16 protein-coding genes and 1 tRNA gene are annotated in these 14,030 nt (G+C 56.7%); 8 read left to right on the top strand and 9 right to left on the bottom strand.

Translation table 11 applies throughout. The features are described from left to right. Window positions 1–23 precede the first annotated feature (23 nt). Entirely contained in the window at window positions 24–1,781 is a 1,758-nt protein-coding gene (locus tag ACN0SO_RS17150) for an ArnT family glycosyltransferase (protein ID WP_417679927.1), read from the bottom strand. 195 nt (window positions 1,782–1,976) lie between these two features. Here ACN0SO_RS17150 and ACN0SO_RS17145 point away from each other — a divergent pair, with 195 nt between their 5' ends. Beyond that, on the top strand, window positions 1,977–2,816 hold the full coding sequence (locus ACN0SO_RS17145) for a phosphodiesterase (protein ID WP_417679925.1): 840 nt from the start codon (window positions 1,977–1,979) through the stop codon (window positions 2,814–2,816). After that, window positions 2,813–3,364 (top strand): CAP domain-containing protein, encoded by a 552-nt coding sequence (locus ACN0SO_RS17140; RefSeq protein ID WP_417679923.1) that lies wholly within the window; start codon window positions 2,813–2,815, stop codon window positions 3,362–3,364. The genes ACN0SO_RS17145 and ACN0SO_RS17140 overlap by 4 nt, the downstream gene beginning before the upstream one ends. A gap of 193 nt (window positions 3,365–3,557) precedes the next feature. On the opposite strand, the gene ACN0SO_RS17135 is transcribed toward ACN0SO_RS17140, so the two are convergent. Further along, on the bottom strand, window positions 3,558–4,976 hold the full coding sequence (locus tag ACN0SO_RS17135; protein ID WP_417679921.1) for a YcaO-like family protein: 1,419 nt from the start codon (window positions 4,974–4,976) through the stop codon (window positions 3,558–3,560). Between the two features lie 263 nt (window positions 4,977–5,239). Between ACN0SO_RS17135 and ACN0SO_RS17130 the strand changes: the two genes are divergently transcribed. Both ACN0SO_RS17130 and ACN0SO_RS17125 read left to right on the top strand, forming a co-directional pair. Then, window positions 5,240–5,530 (top strand): hypothetical protein, encoded by a 291-nt coding sequence (locus tag ACN0SO_RS17130; RefSeq protein WP_417679919.1) that lies wholly within the window; start codon window positions 5,240–5,242, stop codon window positions 5,528–5,530. A gap of 74 nt (window positions 5,531–5,604) precedes the next feature. Continuing rightward, window positions 5,605–5,901: a hypothetical protein gene (locus ACN0SO_RS17125; protein ID WP_417679917.1), complete on the top strand. Its 297-nt coding sequence runs from the start codon at window positions 5,605–5,607 to the stop codon at window positions 5,899–5,901. 21 nt (window positions 5,902–5,922) lie between these two features. On the opposite strand, the gene ACN0SO_RS17120 is transcribed toward ACN0SO_RS17125, so the two are convergent. Continuing rightward, a complete protein-coding gene (locus tag ACN0SO_RS17120) occupies window positions 5,923–7,902 on the bottom strand; it encodes a BTAD domain-containing putative transcriptional regulator (RefSeq protein ID WP_417679915.1) in 1,980 nt (659 codons plus the stop codon). A gap of 212 nt (window positions 7,903–8,114) precedes the next feature. On the opposite strand from ACN0SO_RS17120, the gene ACN0SO_RS17115 reads away from it, so the two are divergent. Further along, on the top strand, window positions 8,115–8,363 hold the full coding sequence (locus tag ACN0SO_RS17115) for a hypothetical protein (RefSeq protein WP_417679913.1): 249 nt from the start codon (window positions 8,115–8,117) through the stop codon (window positions 8,361–8,363). A gap of 520 nt (window positions 8,364–8,883) precedes the next feature. Here the strand turns inward: ACN0SO_RS17115 and ACN0SO_RS17110 are convergent. The 5 genes from ACN0SO_RS17110 to ACN0SO_RS17090 all read right to left on the bottom strand — a co-directional run bounded on the left by ACN0SO_RS17110 (window position 8,884) and on the right by ACN0SO_RS17090 (window position 10,716). Further along, window positions 8,884–9,378 (bottom strand): hypothetical protein, encoded by a 495-nt coding sequence (locus ACN0SO_RS17110; protein WP_417679911.1) that lies wholly within the window; start codon window positions 9,376–9,378, stop codon window positions 8,884–8,886. Beyond that, on the bottom strand, window positions 9,368–9,832 hold the full coding sequence (locus ACN0SO_RS17105; protein WP_417679909.1) for a hypothetical protein: 465 nt from the start codon (window positions 9,830–9,832) through the stop codon (window positions 9,368–9,370). Before ACN0SO_RS17105 ends, ACN0SO_RS17110 begins: the two co-directional genes overlap by 11 nt. Window positions 9,833–9,896: 64 nt before the next feature. Then, window positions 9,897–10,196 (bottom strand): hypothetical protein, encoded by a 300-nt coding sequence (locus tag ACN0SO_RS17100; protein ID WP_417679907.1) that lies wholly within the window; start codon window positions 10,194–10,196, stop codon window positions 9,897–9,899. 51 nt (window positions 10,197–10,247) lie between these two features. Further along, window positions 10,248–10,324 (bottom strand) — tRNA-Arg (locus ACN0SO_RS17095). Window positions 10,325–10,410: 86 nt separating this feature from the next. Continuing rightward, window positions 10,411–10,716 (bottom strand): ETC complex I subunit, encoded by a 306-nt coding sequence (locus ACN0SO_RS17090; protein WP_417679905.1) that lies wholly within the window; start codon window positions 10,714–10,716, stop codon window positions 10,411–10,413. Between the two features lie 288 nt (window positions 10,717–11,004). Between ACN0SO_RS17090 and ACN0SO_RS17085 the strand changes: the two genes are divergently transcribed. Both ACN0SO_RS17085 and ACN0SO_RS17080 read left to right on the top strand, forming a co-directional pair. After that, window positions 11,005–11,241 carry a hypothetical protein gene (locus ACN0SO_RS17085; protein WP_417679903.1) on the top strand — a complete coding sequence of 79 codons (237 nt, stop codon included), beginning with the start codon at window positions 11,005–11,007 and terminating at the stop codon, window positions 11,239–11,241. A 37-nt stretch (window positions 11,242–11,278) separates the two neighbouring features. Continuing rightward, a complete protein-coding gene (locus tag ACN0SO_RS17080; RefSeq protein ID WP_417679901.1) occupies window positions 11,279–11,773 on the top strand; it encodes a hypothetical protein in 495 nt (164 codons plus the stop codon). Here the strand turns inward: ACN0SO_RS17080 and ACN0SO_RS17075 are convergent. Continuing rightward, window positions 11,748–12,449: a hypothetical protein gene (locus tag ACN0SO_RS17075; protein WP_417679899.1), complete on the bottom strand. Its 702-nt coding sequence runs from the start codon at window positions 12,447–12,449 to the stop codon at window positions 11,748–11,750. The two genes, ACN0SO_RS17080 and ACN0SO_RS17075, sit on opposite strands and share 26 nt — an antisense overlap. Before the next feature lie 937 nt (window positions 12,450–13,386). Here ACN0SO_RS17075 and ACN0SO_RS17070 point away from each other — a divergent pair. Then, window positions 13,387–13,971, top strand: a complete 585-nt coding sequence (locus ACN0SO_RS17070) for a transglutaminase-like cysteine peptidase (RefSeq protein WP_417679897.1) — start codon at window positions 13,387–13,389, stop codon at window positions 13,969–13,971. Window positions 13,972–14,030 lie beyond the last annotated feature (59 nt).

The following is a 14,030-nucleotide window of genomic DNA, read 5'->3' as shown; positions in this document are numbered from 1 at the left end:
ATCGATCCTGTCCGCGTCATTCGTTACTTGCGCTCATTGTCGTCATGGGCCGGCAGGTAGAGGCCGATATCAAGCCTCTTGCCGCCATTGATGTTCAGGCCGTCTACCCTGCTTACCAATTGCGGCACAAGCCCGTTTGCCGCCGATGCTTTCAAAAATGCCTCTTTCTGACGGCTTTCGACAACCGCGATCCGGCAGCCGGTATCCGTGCCTTCGTCCGAGCCGGCGAGGAAATCCGCCGCCTGCCCGGCCGAGACGATCCGTGTAGCGGTTCCTTCCAGGAAAATGAAGCTCGGTTCATTGAAGCCGCTGGTAACGACATGGGCCGGTTTGCACCCCGGAACGTCGGAAATGGCCTGTACGAGGCGCGGGCTGACCCAGATCGCCGTCAGGGCGGGCCCGACAAATCCCCAGACCCCGATCGCAACGCAAAAGGCTGCTCCTAACGCCGGAAGAATGGCTTTCATCGGAACATCCATGATCAGCCAGCGCGCCGCCATGATCGCCAGGATCGCCCCGAACACGCAGATGACCGCTCCCGGCGGCGACGGCCAGTCGCCAAGGACTGCAGGGCCGGCAAACGCACCGATTGCGATTCCGAGCGCCGGAAACGCCAGAAGGAACGCGCCGATCCATCTCAGCACCCCACCGGTCCGGACGCGCTCCGGATCCGCCAGCGCAGCCGCAACGGGCAACGCGAGAGCGGGCAGCAGCGGCATCGTGTAGTGCGGCAGCTTGGTGGCCACAAGCTCAAAAACGATCCAGGACGGCACGAACCAGGACACACAGAATATGACCAGACGGCTCGCCCGCTCCCGCCAGATCGTCGCCAGCGTCAGAAAGATGAAGCCCGGCAACGGCCAGAAAACCCCGAGCATGGTGGCCAGATGCGTCAGGGGCGGTGCTCCATGGCCTTCCTGGCCCTGCCCCACCTTGCCGAGAAGATCCTTGCCGATGGCCTCCTGGAAAAAGGCCCCGTCCGTCGCCAGCCAGATGGTGATGAACCAGGGCGAGACGAGCAGGATGAACCAAAGGACACCGAACAGGGGAACCGCGCCCTTGAACCAGGCGACCTGCCGCTTCAGCGCCATCAAGCCGATCACGGTGAAACCGACCACCATTGGTGCCACCGGTCCCTTGATCAGTACGCCGGCCGCCAGCGCGGTCCAGAAGAGGAACCCCAGACCCCAACGGCGCCTGACCGTCTCCTTCAGCCATATCCGCGCGAGAGCCCCTTGCGCCAGGAGGATCGTGGCGAACAGGACCGCGTCCGTCTTGGCAAGCCGCGCCTCGACACCGAGGATGATCGCCATGGCCACGAACAGGGCTGCGACAAGCGCTCCGGCGGGGCCCATGAAGGCCCGGGCAACCCAGAAGGTTAAGAGGACACATAATGTCGCGCCGATGGCCGACGGCAATCTGTAGACCCAAAGCGGCGCCTCAGCCCCGAGTCCGGAGGCATTTGCCGCAGCTGCCTGCAGCCAGTAGATCCCGACCGGCTTCTTGTACCTCGCCTGGTCCTGAAAGCGGATATCGATATAGTTCCCGGTCTCCAGCATTTGCTTGGTTGCCTGGGTGAAACGCGGTTCGTCCCGGTCGAGCGGCGGAACCGTCCATTGGCCGGGAACGAACAGGAAAAGCGATACCAGAAGCAGGAACAAAGGAGCAGACAGATCGTGTCCGAACAGCCGGAGCCAGAGCGGGCGCATCGGGGCCGGGGCCACAGGTCCTGATTGTTCTGCGGAATTGTCCCCCGAAGTGTCTGATGTCTCAGTCGTCATTTCTCAGATCCGATCGCTCCGGTCAGGTCAGGCGAGCACCGACGGGTCAATTTTAGCTGCCTCCTCCTACATGAGGTTTCAAGGCCTGTCATCAGTTACGGATACCATCCAAATGCGTAAACAGGTCCTTGCTTGCCCCACAGGTTTGACTATCGTCGACCTCGATTTGAAGCTCTACCGATTCCGGAATCACCCATGACCCTGATTGCCCATATCACCGACTTGCACCTGCGTCCGCGCGGCCTGACCTGCTACCGGGTCAGCGACACCAATATGCTGGCGGAACGAGCGATCAAGGCCCTGCTGTCCCTTGAAACGCGCCCGGACGCCGTCGTCCTGACCGGCGATCTCACCGACAAGGACGATCCGCGCGAATACGCGCTGGCCCGGCATTTGCTCGGCAAGCTGCCGATGCCCGTCTACCTGATCCCCGGCAACCACGACACCGCAGCCGGCATGCGCGCCGCCATGTCCGATTATCCCGGCATCAATGAAACGGAAGGCCCGGACCTGTGCTACGCAGCGGAAGTCGGCAGCATCCGTCTGGTGGCGCTCGATTCCAGCGTCCCGGGAAAACCGCATGGACACCTGGGTGACGCGCAACTCGCCTGGCTGGACAAGACCCTGTCGGAAAACGACCGGCCGTCGCTCGTGGCGGTGCATCATCCCCCCGCCCAGACCGGCATCGCCCACATGGACCGGATCGGCCTCGCCGATACGGATGCGCTGGCTGAAGTCCTCAGCGGTCACAGCCATGTTGAACGGCTTCTGTGTGGCCATGTGCACCGGCCGATCATCGCAGGGTTCGCCGGAACGGTCATGACCCTGGCCCCGAGTGTCGCCCATCAGGTGGTCCTCGACTTCGCGGACGAGGCACCGTCTATGTTCAATTTCGAACCGCCTGCCTATTTCCTGCACCGCTACACGCCAACCGCGGGCCTCGTCACACATATGGCCTATGTCGAAAGCCATCCGGGGCCCTTCCCCTTCTGGTCTGACGAAGGCGTCAGTTGGCCCGGGGATGAGCCGGAATGACCATTGTGAAGACAATCGTCAGAACCGGGATGGTCGGAGGTCTTCTGGCCGCCCTGCTTCTCCCCCTTGTGGGATGCGGCGCCGTGCATAACAGCAAGGAGCTTGAGGATCAGCCGGTCTTCACCCAGGTTCCGGTCGATACTCGGGCAATGTTGGACATGCTCAACGCCTACCGTGCTCAAAATGGCCAACCGCCACTGCGCCACGATGCAAGGCTTGACGCCGTCTCGGCCGACATGGCCCGCCATATTGCCGGGCGCGACAGCATGGACACCTGGGCGCACAGCGCCTTCGGACTGTCTCAGAGACTGGAGAAGGCGCGCTACCCGAATTACGCCGGCGCGGAGAACCTTGGAGCAGGCTATGCCTCGCTGCAGGCTGCCTTCGCCGGCTGGCAGGAATCCAAAGACCACAACAAGAACCTGCTCAATCCTTATGTAACGCGTGTCGGCATTGCCAGCGTCGACCGATCCAACGGCAAGTGGCGCCATTTCTGGGTCATGACCCTGTCGCGCCCGACGGAGGACGGCCGACCGAGCCTGCAGTAGGGCTTTTCAGACCCCGTTTCGATGCGCAGAAAAGAAAGGCGGGCCACTGCCCGCCTTGAGTTTCCAGAGAGCCCTGAGAAGGCATCCGGCTATCGCCAGAGAGGGCTCAACAATAAAGTTGAATATTACCCTCATGTTTTTTTGTATCGCTGTCCCGCCCGACTGTCAACGCTCTTCGGCCCACATCCCTCTTTCAGTAGGGAAACGGGCGATTTTCGAATTCCAGTTCCAATTTTTCCATTTCAGCGACGCTCAGACTTTCTCCGCGGGCGAAGATCCGTTTCTTGCCGAACCTTGGTTGCCAGGAACACAGCTGCGGCGACAGGATTTTCACGCAGGGAATGCCGAGATCCCCTCTTGTCGCATCAAACCGCCAGAGGTCGATGTTCCGGGCCAGGCAACTTCGTTCCAACGCATCCGCATCGTAGATATATGCAAGCGCCTTCGGGTCCGTCCGCGGCATGTCCTCCAACCCCAGCTCTTCGGACAATCTCAGCGTTCCGGCCAAAGCAAGGCCTGGAGGCATCTGCACCTCACCGCGCCTGCGATCCGCTTCATAGGCGCGGGCGGAGAGTTCCAGAGAAATCTCCGCCTGCAACATTTCCGATACGGCGGAATACGCGGCATCCGCCGCGGAGGGCGCAGCAGCAACTCCCAAACACCCCCCTAAACCGTTCTCCTGACAGGATACAGCCGCGAGAACATGCACGTCAAAATCACAGAAAACCTGAAGAACACAACCGATGCGCGAGCGCGCAATCAGATAATGTGCTAAGTTTTCAGGCAGAATCGTGCCCCAATCCTCCGGGCACACCCGAGTTATCCCCAAGCGGTTGTACCAGGCGCGTCCGAAAGCATCCCGCTCGGCAAGCTCATGAAGCGCCCGCCGCGCAGCCTCTTCCCGGTCCGACCAGACCGCGGCGCCCGAGCTGGATGCGACCCGGTGAACGGATCCCGCGATGCCTTCCGGCTCGCCCATCAGAGCGGCAAAAGCCGGAATTTGCGCATGGCGTCCGTCGCGCAAATTGGTGATCTCGACCCGCGCGTCCGACAAAGCGTTCCAATCGATCCGATCGTTTCGCCAAGCCTCCTGCATCGCCTGTGAGCGCTCGGCCAGCCTCCGCTCCTGCCGAGCGCTGAACCCCAGAACAGGTCCGAGAGGCACGTCCTCGATCTGAGCATTCCTGGAGCAACTGCGCGGGTCTTCCTCCCCTTCGAAAAAAAGACTTATCCGTTCAGCCATTTCCCCAAGGCAGGATATGGCGGCGGTTGCCGGATCGGGGCCCTGACCACCCGCTGGAATGGTAATCCGCGCTTCGTTGGGAGCCTGGTTCGAGGGATTCGGCAAGCGGACCAGCCCAGTGCAAAAATGGATCGGACAATCCTTCAAGGCCACCGGTTTCAGGACCGGTCCATATAAGTCGATCAACCCCGCAAACAGAGCGACAACTTCCGCGCTCACCTTGGGTGACAGACGGATGCCCGGACCGCCCCCCTCTGCAAGTCCCCAAGCCAAAAGCCGGTCTCTGGCCGATCTCACACCGGCAGAATCCGGTCTCCACGATCCGGAACTGACATTCCCTTCCTGAAGCCGTTCCAGCAACTGCGCCATTGCCCCATGTCGGTGATCTCGTCTTATCCACATGTAAAATCTACCCAGAATTGCAACGAATAGTAATTCAAACATTTATATTGATCAATTTACCGAAATCAAAAAGTATTAATGCGTCGCAATGAAGTGTTTTTGCCATATGAACGCAAATACGCAATTCAAAACAGCGACATTACGGAATATTGTTCTGAGTTTTCTCTGATTTCTCAGAATACAGAAAGCTTATCAGCCAGATCTGGCTACAAGTGCAGGGTTATTGGAACATGGAAAATAACATTTATAGCCGCGAAATTCTCGAAACCGGCCTTAAGCTCGGTCAGATTCTTTCCGACCGCATCTCCCGCGAAGCATTCGCCACGGATCCCGCGGCGTCGCTTCCCGAAGCGGGTCTTTCCTCCGACATGACCGTCTATGCGGATACGGCTGATACGGTCCACCTCGTGGTGCCGGCAAGCATTGACGCAACCCGACTCTCCAAGGGCGACGATGCCTACCTTGAAGAACTCGGCCGCCAGGCATTGGGCGCCTGCTTCTACGACGATCTGCCGAAGTAAGCCGCGAATTCTGCACGAATACGGATGCGGGTGATCAGGCCCGCATCCGCAGGCCTGGATCGGAGGGGAGGCATATGGCCCGATTTCCCTATTACAAAGAAAACATTCGCGAACTTGGCCGCCTGCTGGCGGAGGCATCGGTGGACCCGGAGCTATGCAAACGCCTAGAATCCGACCCCAAGTCCGAATTGCAACGTATCGGACTGCCTGAAGAAACGATCGCGCTGTTCAACTTCAAGGTCTTAAGCGAACGGGTCGGACGGCCGGTTGCGGTCCTGCCGATCCGCCTCAATCAGCAGCGGCTGGATCGTCAGGACCCCGACTATCTCGCCAGGGTCGCCGAAACAGTGCTGACACCCACTCTGAACTAGGAACGATCTTCGACAGATCCGTCAGATCCCACCGAAGAAAAATCTCTGAACCAGATCGGCGCCCCGACGGTAGTTCGCACGGGTACTCGGGTCCTGAAAGAAATTGATCCTCTGGTGCCAGGGAAACCGGTCATGCGGCCCCAGCAGATCGCGATCGATACTGTTGCCGAACCTGCTGCTGAAGGTCTCAAGCACGTTGAGCGCATCGTTTTCCCTGCCCGTGCAGACCAGGGCCGCGATACGCGTCGTCAAGCCGAAAATACTGCCCGTCGGAGCCCGCTCGATGGCTTCGGCAGCCGACGAATAATCTTCTGCCGCGAAATGGATGTTCGCCAGATATTCGAAAAAGATCCGAGGAACAGCTGGAAACAGCCCGAATGCCCGCTCCGCGATCTTGCGCGCTTTCTCGACGTCTCCAACGAAGGCGAGGCCTTCTGCCACCGACATGAGGTTGTTCGGATCCACGAGATTGAGTTGTTCGGCATGTCTGAAGGCACGCCTGGCATCTTCGGCAAGACCCGATTGGACGAGCGCCCAGCCATAAACCCGCTGATTGACCGATTGCCAGGGATCCAGCAGAACGCCTCGCTCCGCCACCGAAAGGATATCCTCGATCCTCTGATTGGAGTCGGCCATCTCCTTCGGATAATAGAGGAGGCGTTTCATATTGATCGAGGCCTTGCCCGCATAGGTCATCGAAAACGTAGTATGCGACCTCTCGAGCTCATCGAGGATCAACAGTGCCTTTTCATCCGCCGTCGGAGTGAACTCCCAGATCAGCGATTCAGCCTGGCACCAGCGGGCGAAGGGCATCGACATCCCCCCTTTGCGCAAACGTCCGACCACATAGGCATGAATGCGGTTGACAGTGTGAAAGGCGGCCACATGGGCGGAACTCCTGTCGCCAAGTACTTCGAAATCGATGATCTCGTTGAAAAGAATCCGGCCGGTATCGCGGCTTTCGAACTGGATGTAGACACGGCTCGCTGCCGGGTCGTGCCGAAAACGCAGGAGATAGCTCCCCAGTTCACCGCTCTCGACACGTGTGACGCTGGCTCCCCCCTCCTCTTCCCTGTATTCTGCCTGGACCAGCTCGAACGACCGGTAGGAGGACAGCCCGGCCACGATTTCATCCCGCAGCATCCTGGCATTCATGTGCCCGCCGCTATCAAGCGACAGAGACAGTATGGAAATTTCCGGCAGGCGGATTTCCCCGTTGTCCGTCGGACCGAGCATGCCAGTCAGGTTGAAGACGCCCCGCTTCGTCCCCGACCCCATCTGAACCGGATCCGCATTCTCCTCGAAAAGCCGATAGGTTGTCGGGTCCGGTTTGGCATCAAGGCCGATCGCGAGTTCGCGTTCACATGTCTTGAGCTGCTGACGAGCCCGTTCCGTATGTCCAAGTGTCAGATAGTGCCGTATCAAGGTCTGATGGGCATGCTCCAGTGTGCCATCCACATGGAGCAGAAACTTCGCCGCCGCCTCGATGTCGTCGTTGTCATCGCCGGTCGTCATGCCGTCGATCTTCTTGAAACAGTCAGCCAGAAGGTCGGTGCGGATTCGCTCCCTCTCAATCAGAAGCCAGCTGTTGAACTCCGGATCAAGGGCTTCGTAGCCATTGAGGAATTCACCTCTCCACAGGGTTGCAGCCTCTTTGAAATCTTCGGCTCTTCCGCGCCCGATCAATGTTTCAAGGCGGACAAGATCCCAGTCAAGTCCGCCAGGATCCAGCGAAACATGCATATTCCCCGTTTTCAGGAAACCGATCCCGACCGTCTCTTCTATGCTCCGCAATTGCCGCAAGGCCTGGCGCAGAGACTGGGTCGCCTTTTCCCGTGACGTGTTGCTCCAGAAAAAATCGGCCAGAGCCTCGCGCGGAATTGTGTTGCCGGGCGTTCTCAGCAAAAAAACCAGGATAGCCAAGGCCTTGCGTGTCTTCACCGCAACCGGAGCAAGCGTGTCGTCAGCAAGTGCCGGAACACCAAGGCTTTGAATTTTCAAAGTTCTTCCCATCACCCACGGATCAACGGTTAGAGTACCACCGGAACCGATTATGCAGCAGTTACCAAGTTTTGCGAATACGCTGCAAAACTGTTTCCAGTTGTGTAGGATATGTTTATCACGGTAATTTCACGCGGCGAAACGATCCTGCTCCGCTAAGGAGAGTGCCATAAGGCAGCGAAACGAGATTCCAAATTATGGTGGGTATCAAAATGTCCAAAGCGGTTGACATCGACCTGACCCAGGCCCCGGGCGACGAACTCGCTCAGGAGACCTTGAAGCGCATGATCTATTTCACGAAGCGTGAAGCCGAGAAAGACGGCCGCACCTTTTGCGCTTATTTCCTCGACATGGCGCTGAACGCGCTGGATGAGGATTCCGAAGAAATGAACATGCTCCTCAAGGCGAAGATCACGCCCTTGACGGTTTCGGAAGGCAACGGAGCTAAGGAGAGCGCCTGATTTAAGGCGAACGCCTCATCAAAAGGCGGACACCGGACCTCGTTTCGAGGTCCGGTGTCCGCTATTAAGCTATCGGACCCCCAGTGATTGCAGGCAAACCCACTTGCATCAACTTCTCAGGCACTTATGGATTGGCTCGAATTCACCCAGCACGAACGGATACTGAATGTCATCCGGCACGCCTGCGCCAGGCCACAGCCTTCCGGCTCCGCTAACGAACCAAACTTCCAAAGAGTGGCACCCCGGCAGGAATATAAAGCGCATCGAAAAACAGTTTTTGGGACTACACCTACGTGAAATTAATTTTCACTTAGCGTTGAATTTCCAGAGCCAATCAGCTTTCAAACATCACCCTATTTCCGATCTCAAAAACCGAGTTCGACCACCGGCATCCCTTCTAGGGACATCAAACTTGGCAAAGACCCGCAGCGCAGTTCTGACGACAGTGCGTTCATCAGCATTCAGGGGCTTTAGGTGACCAATGATCAATAAGGTCATTCCATAATTTATTTATGCGTTGTCATCCTCCACATACTCGCTGCCCCCAAGTAACTAGCCCGCCTTCGCAATAGTTCAAAATTTCCGGTACGAAAATCTGCTCTGGCCCAGCGGCAAACATGTAACCAAGCAGAATGGTCGGATCGGCGCCCATTGCATGAATGTAGCTTGCGATTAGATCGTAGAGAGGATCATCTAGCGCTATGGCTTTCCCAGAACGTTCGGAAACCTGATGGAACCCAAGTTTTGGATACGGCGACCAAACGATCCGCTTAACTCCGCCAAGGAACACCAGAGGACAAGCGGAAAAGCAATCGCCAAAGAGTACAGTATCCAGTTTGCGCTTCCTAATCTCCAGACCGGCATTCAAAGCGTCTTGAACAGATCCACCATCGCTGCCCAAGGCCACCTCTCGAACACTTGGGTAGGCATTTAGCGCAGCGACCATCCGATCGTCATAACCGGGGGTCACGTCGCCGAGAATTGTCAGTGTCCGTCCGTCATCGCTAAAATGCATCTTTGTGGGCTTCCTCGATCCTTGCGTCTGCCGGGATGCCAAATCTGCCCACGCATTCTCTGTTCCATAATTTGATCTTGAATTCAGTCGGTTTGGCTTTGAGGTAATCAGCCTTGAATGCCCAGTTATGTAAACTTGTGGCTTCAAGGATATAATCGTCACCAGTAACGAGTTCAGGCTTTGTCGGCACATCCAATTGCGTAATGACGTGCTTCTTGTCCAACATGTACCCCAAGATTACGCATTGATGTTCATCCATTCGGAATGTGCCATATGCACTTCCAAGTGGCAGGCCGCCCAACGCTCTGCCACGATCTCCATATTCGGCGGCCTTCTTCTTCACCTCCCGGATGGTTTCATTCCAGGAGGAAGCCGATACAGGCACAGATATGAGTTGTGCCATGGCGAAAATTGCGCCCAACACAACAAAACGGATAGCGGATAGCACGTTCAACGATCGCCTCTTCCAATGTGAATCGTTGCATTGTGCTTCACTGCTATCGTTTTGCAAATCAGCGTCACCACAACATTTCCTCATGCTCAGCCGAGGCCGTAAACGACTCCGACAACAGTTGTAGATAGCCGGCAATTGGCATCCTTTGCTTGGGCGGCTTTCCATCGCTGCCAGACACCCGCCTGGCCACCCGGCGAAAGTATGTGAGATCCAATGCGTCCATGAGGTCAGAGAACTCTCCAAGCTGTTCGCCCAAACTTGGGAAGTGACAGAACAGATCGCGGATGGCACCGGTCGTTCTCACACTGGAGCGGCGCATAAGCCAAGACACGATTTGTAAGGAATTTTTGCCGGTAGAACCCATGTCTCCGGTACAAACTGTTACCTATGTGTCCGGTTCGGACAACATGGAGAGTGGCGACCCCGGCAGGATTCGAACCTGCGACCATTCGCTTAGAAGGCGAGTGCTCTATCCGGCTGAGCTACGGGGCCTGACTGGAACCTGTGGCATGGGACTCTTCGCCTTGCCCGATTCTAGCATGTATCCTGGCGGGAGGGACCTGCGCCCTTGTACCAGCCTAGTGGGTCCAGGGCGCGATACGGTTAAACTTGAAATTATCGGAATAGGAAGCGCCTCTGACCTTCCGCACGTGTGGCTCCTCGACACGATAGGCGATGCCGTTGCGCCGGGCATAGGCGACGGCCTCTTCCTGTGTTTCGAAATACATGCGAATTTGTTGCCGCATGTCCGAAGACGAGGTGTATCCCATCAGCGGCTCCACCGAACGAGCCGTTTCCGGTTCATAGTCCAGAACCCAACGATGGGTCTTGGCTTTACCGGACTGCATGGCGGTTTTGGCCGGCCGATAGATACGTGCGAGCATTTGATCGATCCCGAACTGAGCCTGTCCACTTCCCCGAACCGGCTTCCACAGCCAAGGTTTTTCCTCTCTTTTGGCCCCGTGTCAACACCCGATCGAGATGACAGAACCAACACCTCATGCCAGTCTTCACTTAATTCCGGTTTAACCGTAAATGGGGATCAGTTTCATTCGCCTCTATACAACTCAGGGTAATTTGTGTCATGAGTGTTACTGCTTTAGATCGGCAGGATTTCTAACCGGCTCCCAAAGAATCCGGGACACGCACCTTTCGGAGAGTGCTCGAAAAAAATGCAAACACCACCCTTCATACCGCAATCTGCCTATTATCACGAACATGCCCAACCCGGCGACAGGCGGCTCAAAAAGCTGAAGGCCGAGGTCGACCGCCATAATCTTACCGAAATGTGGGACATGATTCTGACACTCGACTATCAAGTTTCAAGCGCTCATGAACTACCTCATGAGACGAAGGAAGAATTTTACGGTATTATTGAACTCCTTCTTAAGGCATTCGTGAAAGAGTAGAAATTACAACTAATCGAAGTCAGGGAACGGTGCGATTTTGCTGACCACGAAACGGCCAGTCTTTACCGAGCTGGGCACCGAGGCGATCGACAAAGGCCTCGCCGACCCTCAGCTTTCTGCCTTTTATGAAAGCATGATGTCTTCCTCGGGCCTCGTGACAGAGAATCTGCGCGAACACATGCCCTATCTGAGCCTGTGCTCCGACAAGCTTGAAGGCATCGGCCCGCCTCCCATTTTTTACGTTGGGCGCAGGTCCAGCCAGCGCAGCCTGTTCGGCGACGAATGGGCCATGCAGCAGGGGCAGGAACTGAGAACCCCCGATCCGGACCTGGAGCACGCGTCTGCCGAAGGCTACCGCGCCGCCTTGTCCGGCCGGCCCTATTACGGTTACGCCCGCACGGCACTGCACCTTGAAGGCGGCACGATCGAAATCGCCTTTGAACGTCTTATCATGACCCTGCGCCCGTCTGCGCAGTCGGACCGCCGTTTTTGCGCCTATTTCGGCGTTATTCAAGACCTTCAGCAACAATAGTCCTGGCAAGGCCGATAAGGTCGCTCCTGGTCGAGTAGACCAGCCAGTCGTCCGGACGGATGTGCGCCGGCGGAACCACCCAATGCGTTCCCCTGGGCACGTATCGCCGGTACCCTACCCGGATCCCGAATCCCTTCATGGCGTTTCTCGCAGCCATCAGGCCATAGAGATAATCCGGCGACCATTTCAGCAGCGAAACCAGAAAACCAAGTTGCGTCAATGCCTCGGCGAGCCCTTTGCCGCGGGCGTCCCTGCGGAGCCAGAGGTTGCCGTGATAGACAATCTTACCGCGCATGTAGAACGCGTCATGCGCATGCTCTTCACCGAGCTCCGCATTCGGCGCCGGATCGACGAACATCCGTCGCTGCTGTTGCCGCCAGAATTCACCCAGGCTGCGATCTTTCAGATCTTCAACCTTGGCCGCCTGTACCGAGACCGGTTCGCCGTTCTCGTCCCAGGCCCCGATCCAGAAAGCCATCGCGCCATGCAGGTCGAAGAACCTGCTGGAGAAATCCTCCATAAGGTACCGGTCTTCGGTCGCTCGAATCGTATCCTCGAACAATGTGAAATCCGAACTTTCCTTCAGACGAAGCCCCGCTCCCTTTATCTTCGCCTGAAGGATCGAGATTGCGCTGGAAATTTCCAGTGTCCCCTCACCCGTTTGATCCACAATCATCTTGATTTACCCGCCTCGGCCGAGGCCGTCCCGTTTCCATGTCATCCGACGTCTTGAGGCCTGCCCGCCATTCCAAGACCCGATCACCTTGCTCCCTAAGGCGCAGCAGCCGCCGAACTGGACGGTGAACACCCGCCAATCCCACGTTTCCCCATCCACATTTGCTTTCATTCTATGTCAGGCGGATATCGGACTGCCGTCCGGCTACTGTTTCCCCGTCTAAATTCTCCTCCGCCAGGATTTGCCCCAACGCCCCCGGATGATGACTATATCTGCCATTATCGGACCCCATCATAGTTAACAACTCATTTCAGCAACGTGTGATAGTATATAATCAAATACAGACGATTGAATCGAATGCTCGTAATTAATCAAAAAATAAGGTTAAAATCCAAAAATACAATCTGACTATGCATACATTGCGCAGATTCTACTTTAAATAATGCAACCATTACTTGTTTTTCAGATTGTATTTTCGGGTTACCTCCGATTCCGGTCAAAAACCTAATCGAACCGGACAGGAGAAGCACTTTTTGCCGCTGCAGGATCCTGATGGAGATCCCATGGAGGTTCCGCAACGCCCGGACCTCTTGCCCGCGTCCTTCCTGGAATGGAGAAGGCGGACTGAGCGCGCAAACCGAAATTCCACACACCGACACCGTATCCGCCACCATAACGACGGCGAGTGCCCAGGCAGAAAACGGGTCGGAATCAAACCACCGAGCACCAACTTTCCCGACATACAAACCGTTTGTTTTCCCCCGCAATGACGTTTGAAAACGAAAAAACGCCATTTCCGTAAAATTGTATCTATCGGCTTAAACGGGCTGAAGTGCCTGTCCCCGTATAACCGCCTCAAGGACGAACGGAAGGTTTCTCAATCGGAACGGCCGGAAAGGATGGCCGAATCTTCCGCTTCATTTGGGGAGACGTAGACATGAAGAAGTCTTTGCTTGTAATGATGGCAGCGGCCTTTTCACTAGGCGCTGTCTATTCCGGAAGTGCAAACGCATTTTCGCTCGGTAGCGGAACACGTACGCTGGGCACATCGCCCGCACTTAAAAAAGAACATAATTTGCGGATGACCCAGGCGCCTTTCGGGTATCAGGTCTTCTGCCTGAGGAACATGCGTGAATGCCGCAACAGCGGTGCCAGCTCTATTGCCTATTCTCATAATCTGATTAGCAAGCTCAGCCGGGTCAATGCGAGAGTGAACCGCTCCATTCGCTGGACACGCGACCGGCGCGACGAATGGAACCTGGCCAGCAACCGCGGCGATTGCGAAGACTACGCGCTGACCAAGCGGAGCCAGCTCATCCGCATGGGCATTCCGGCAGCTGCACTGCGCATGGCGGTGGTCAGAACCCGCAAGGGCGAACCCCATGCCGTCCTCGTGGTGAGAACGAGCCGGGGCGATCTGGTTCTTGACAACAAAACCGGCAGTATCCGGCCCCGGTCCAAAACCGGTTACCACTGGGTCGCGATGGCTTCGCGCGACCCTTATCGATGGCAGTATCTGTAACCACGTTCAAACACGAAAAAGCCGGAGCTCCGAACGAGTTCCGGCTTTTTCATATCTCG

The sequence above is a fragment of the Roseibium sp. genome (genome assembly GCF_048260565.1).
GTDB lineage: Bacteria > Pseudomonadota > Alphaproteobacteria > Rhizobiales > Stappiaceae > Roseibium.
Note: the sequence above shows the minus strand (reverse complement) of the source record. Positions and strands in the feature narration are given on the sequence as shown.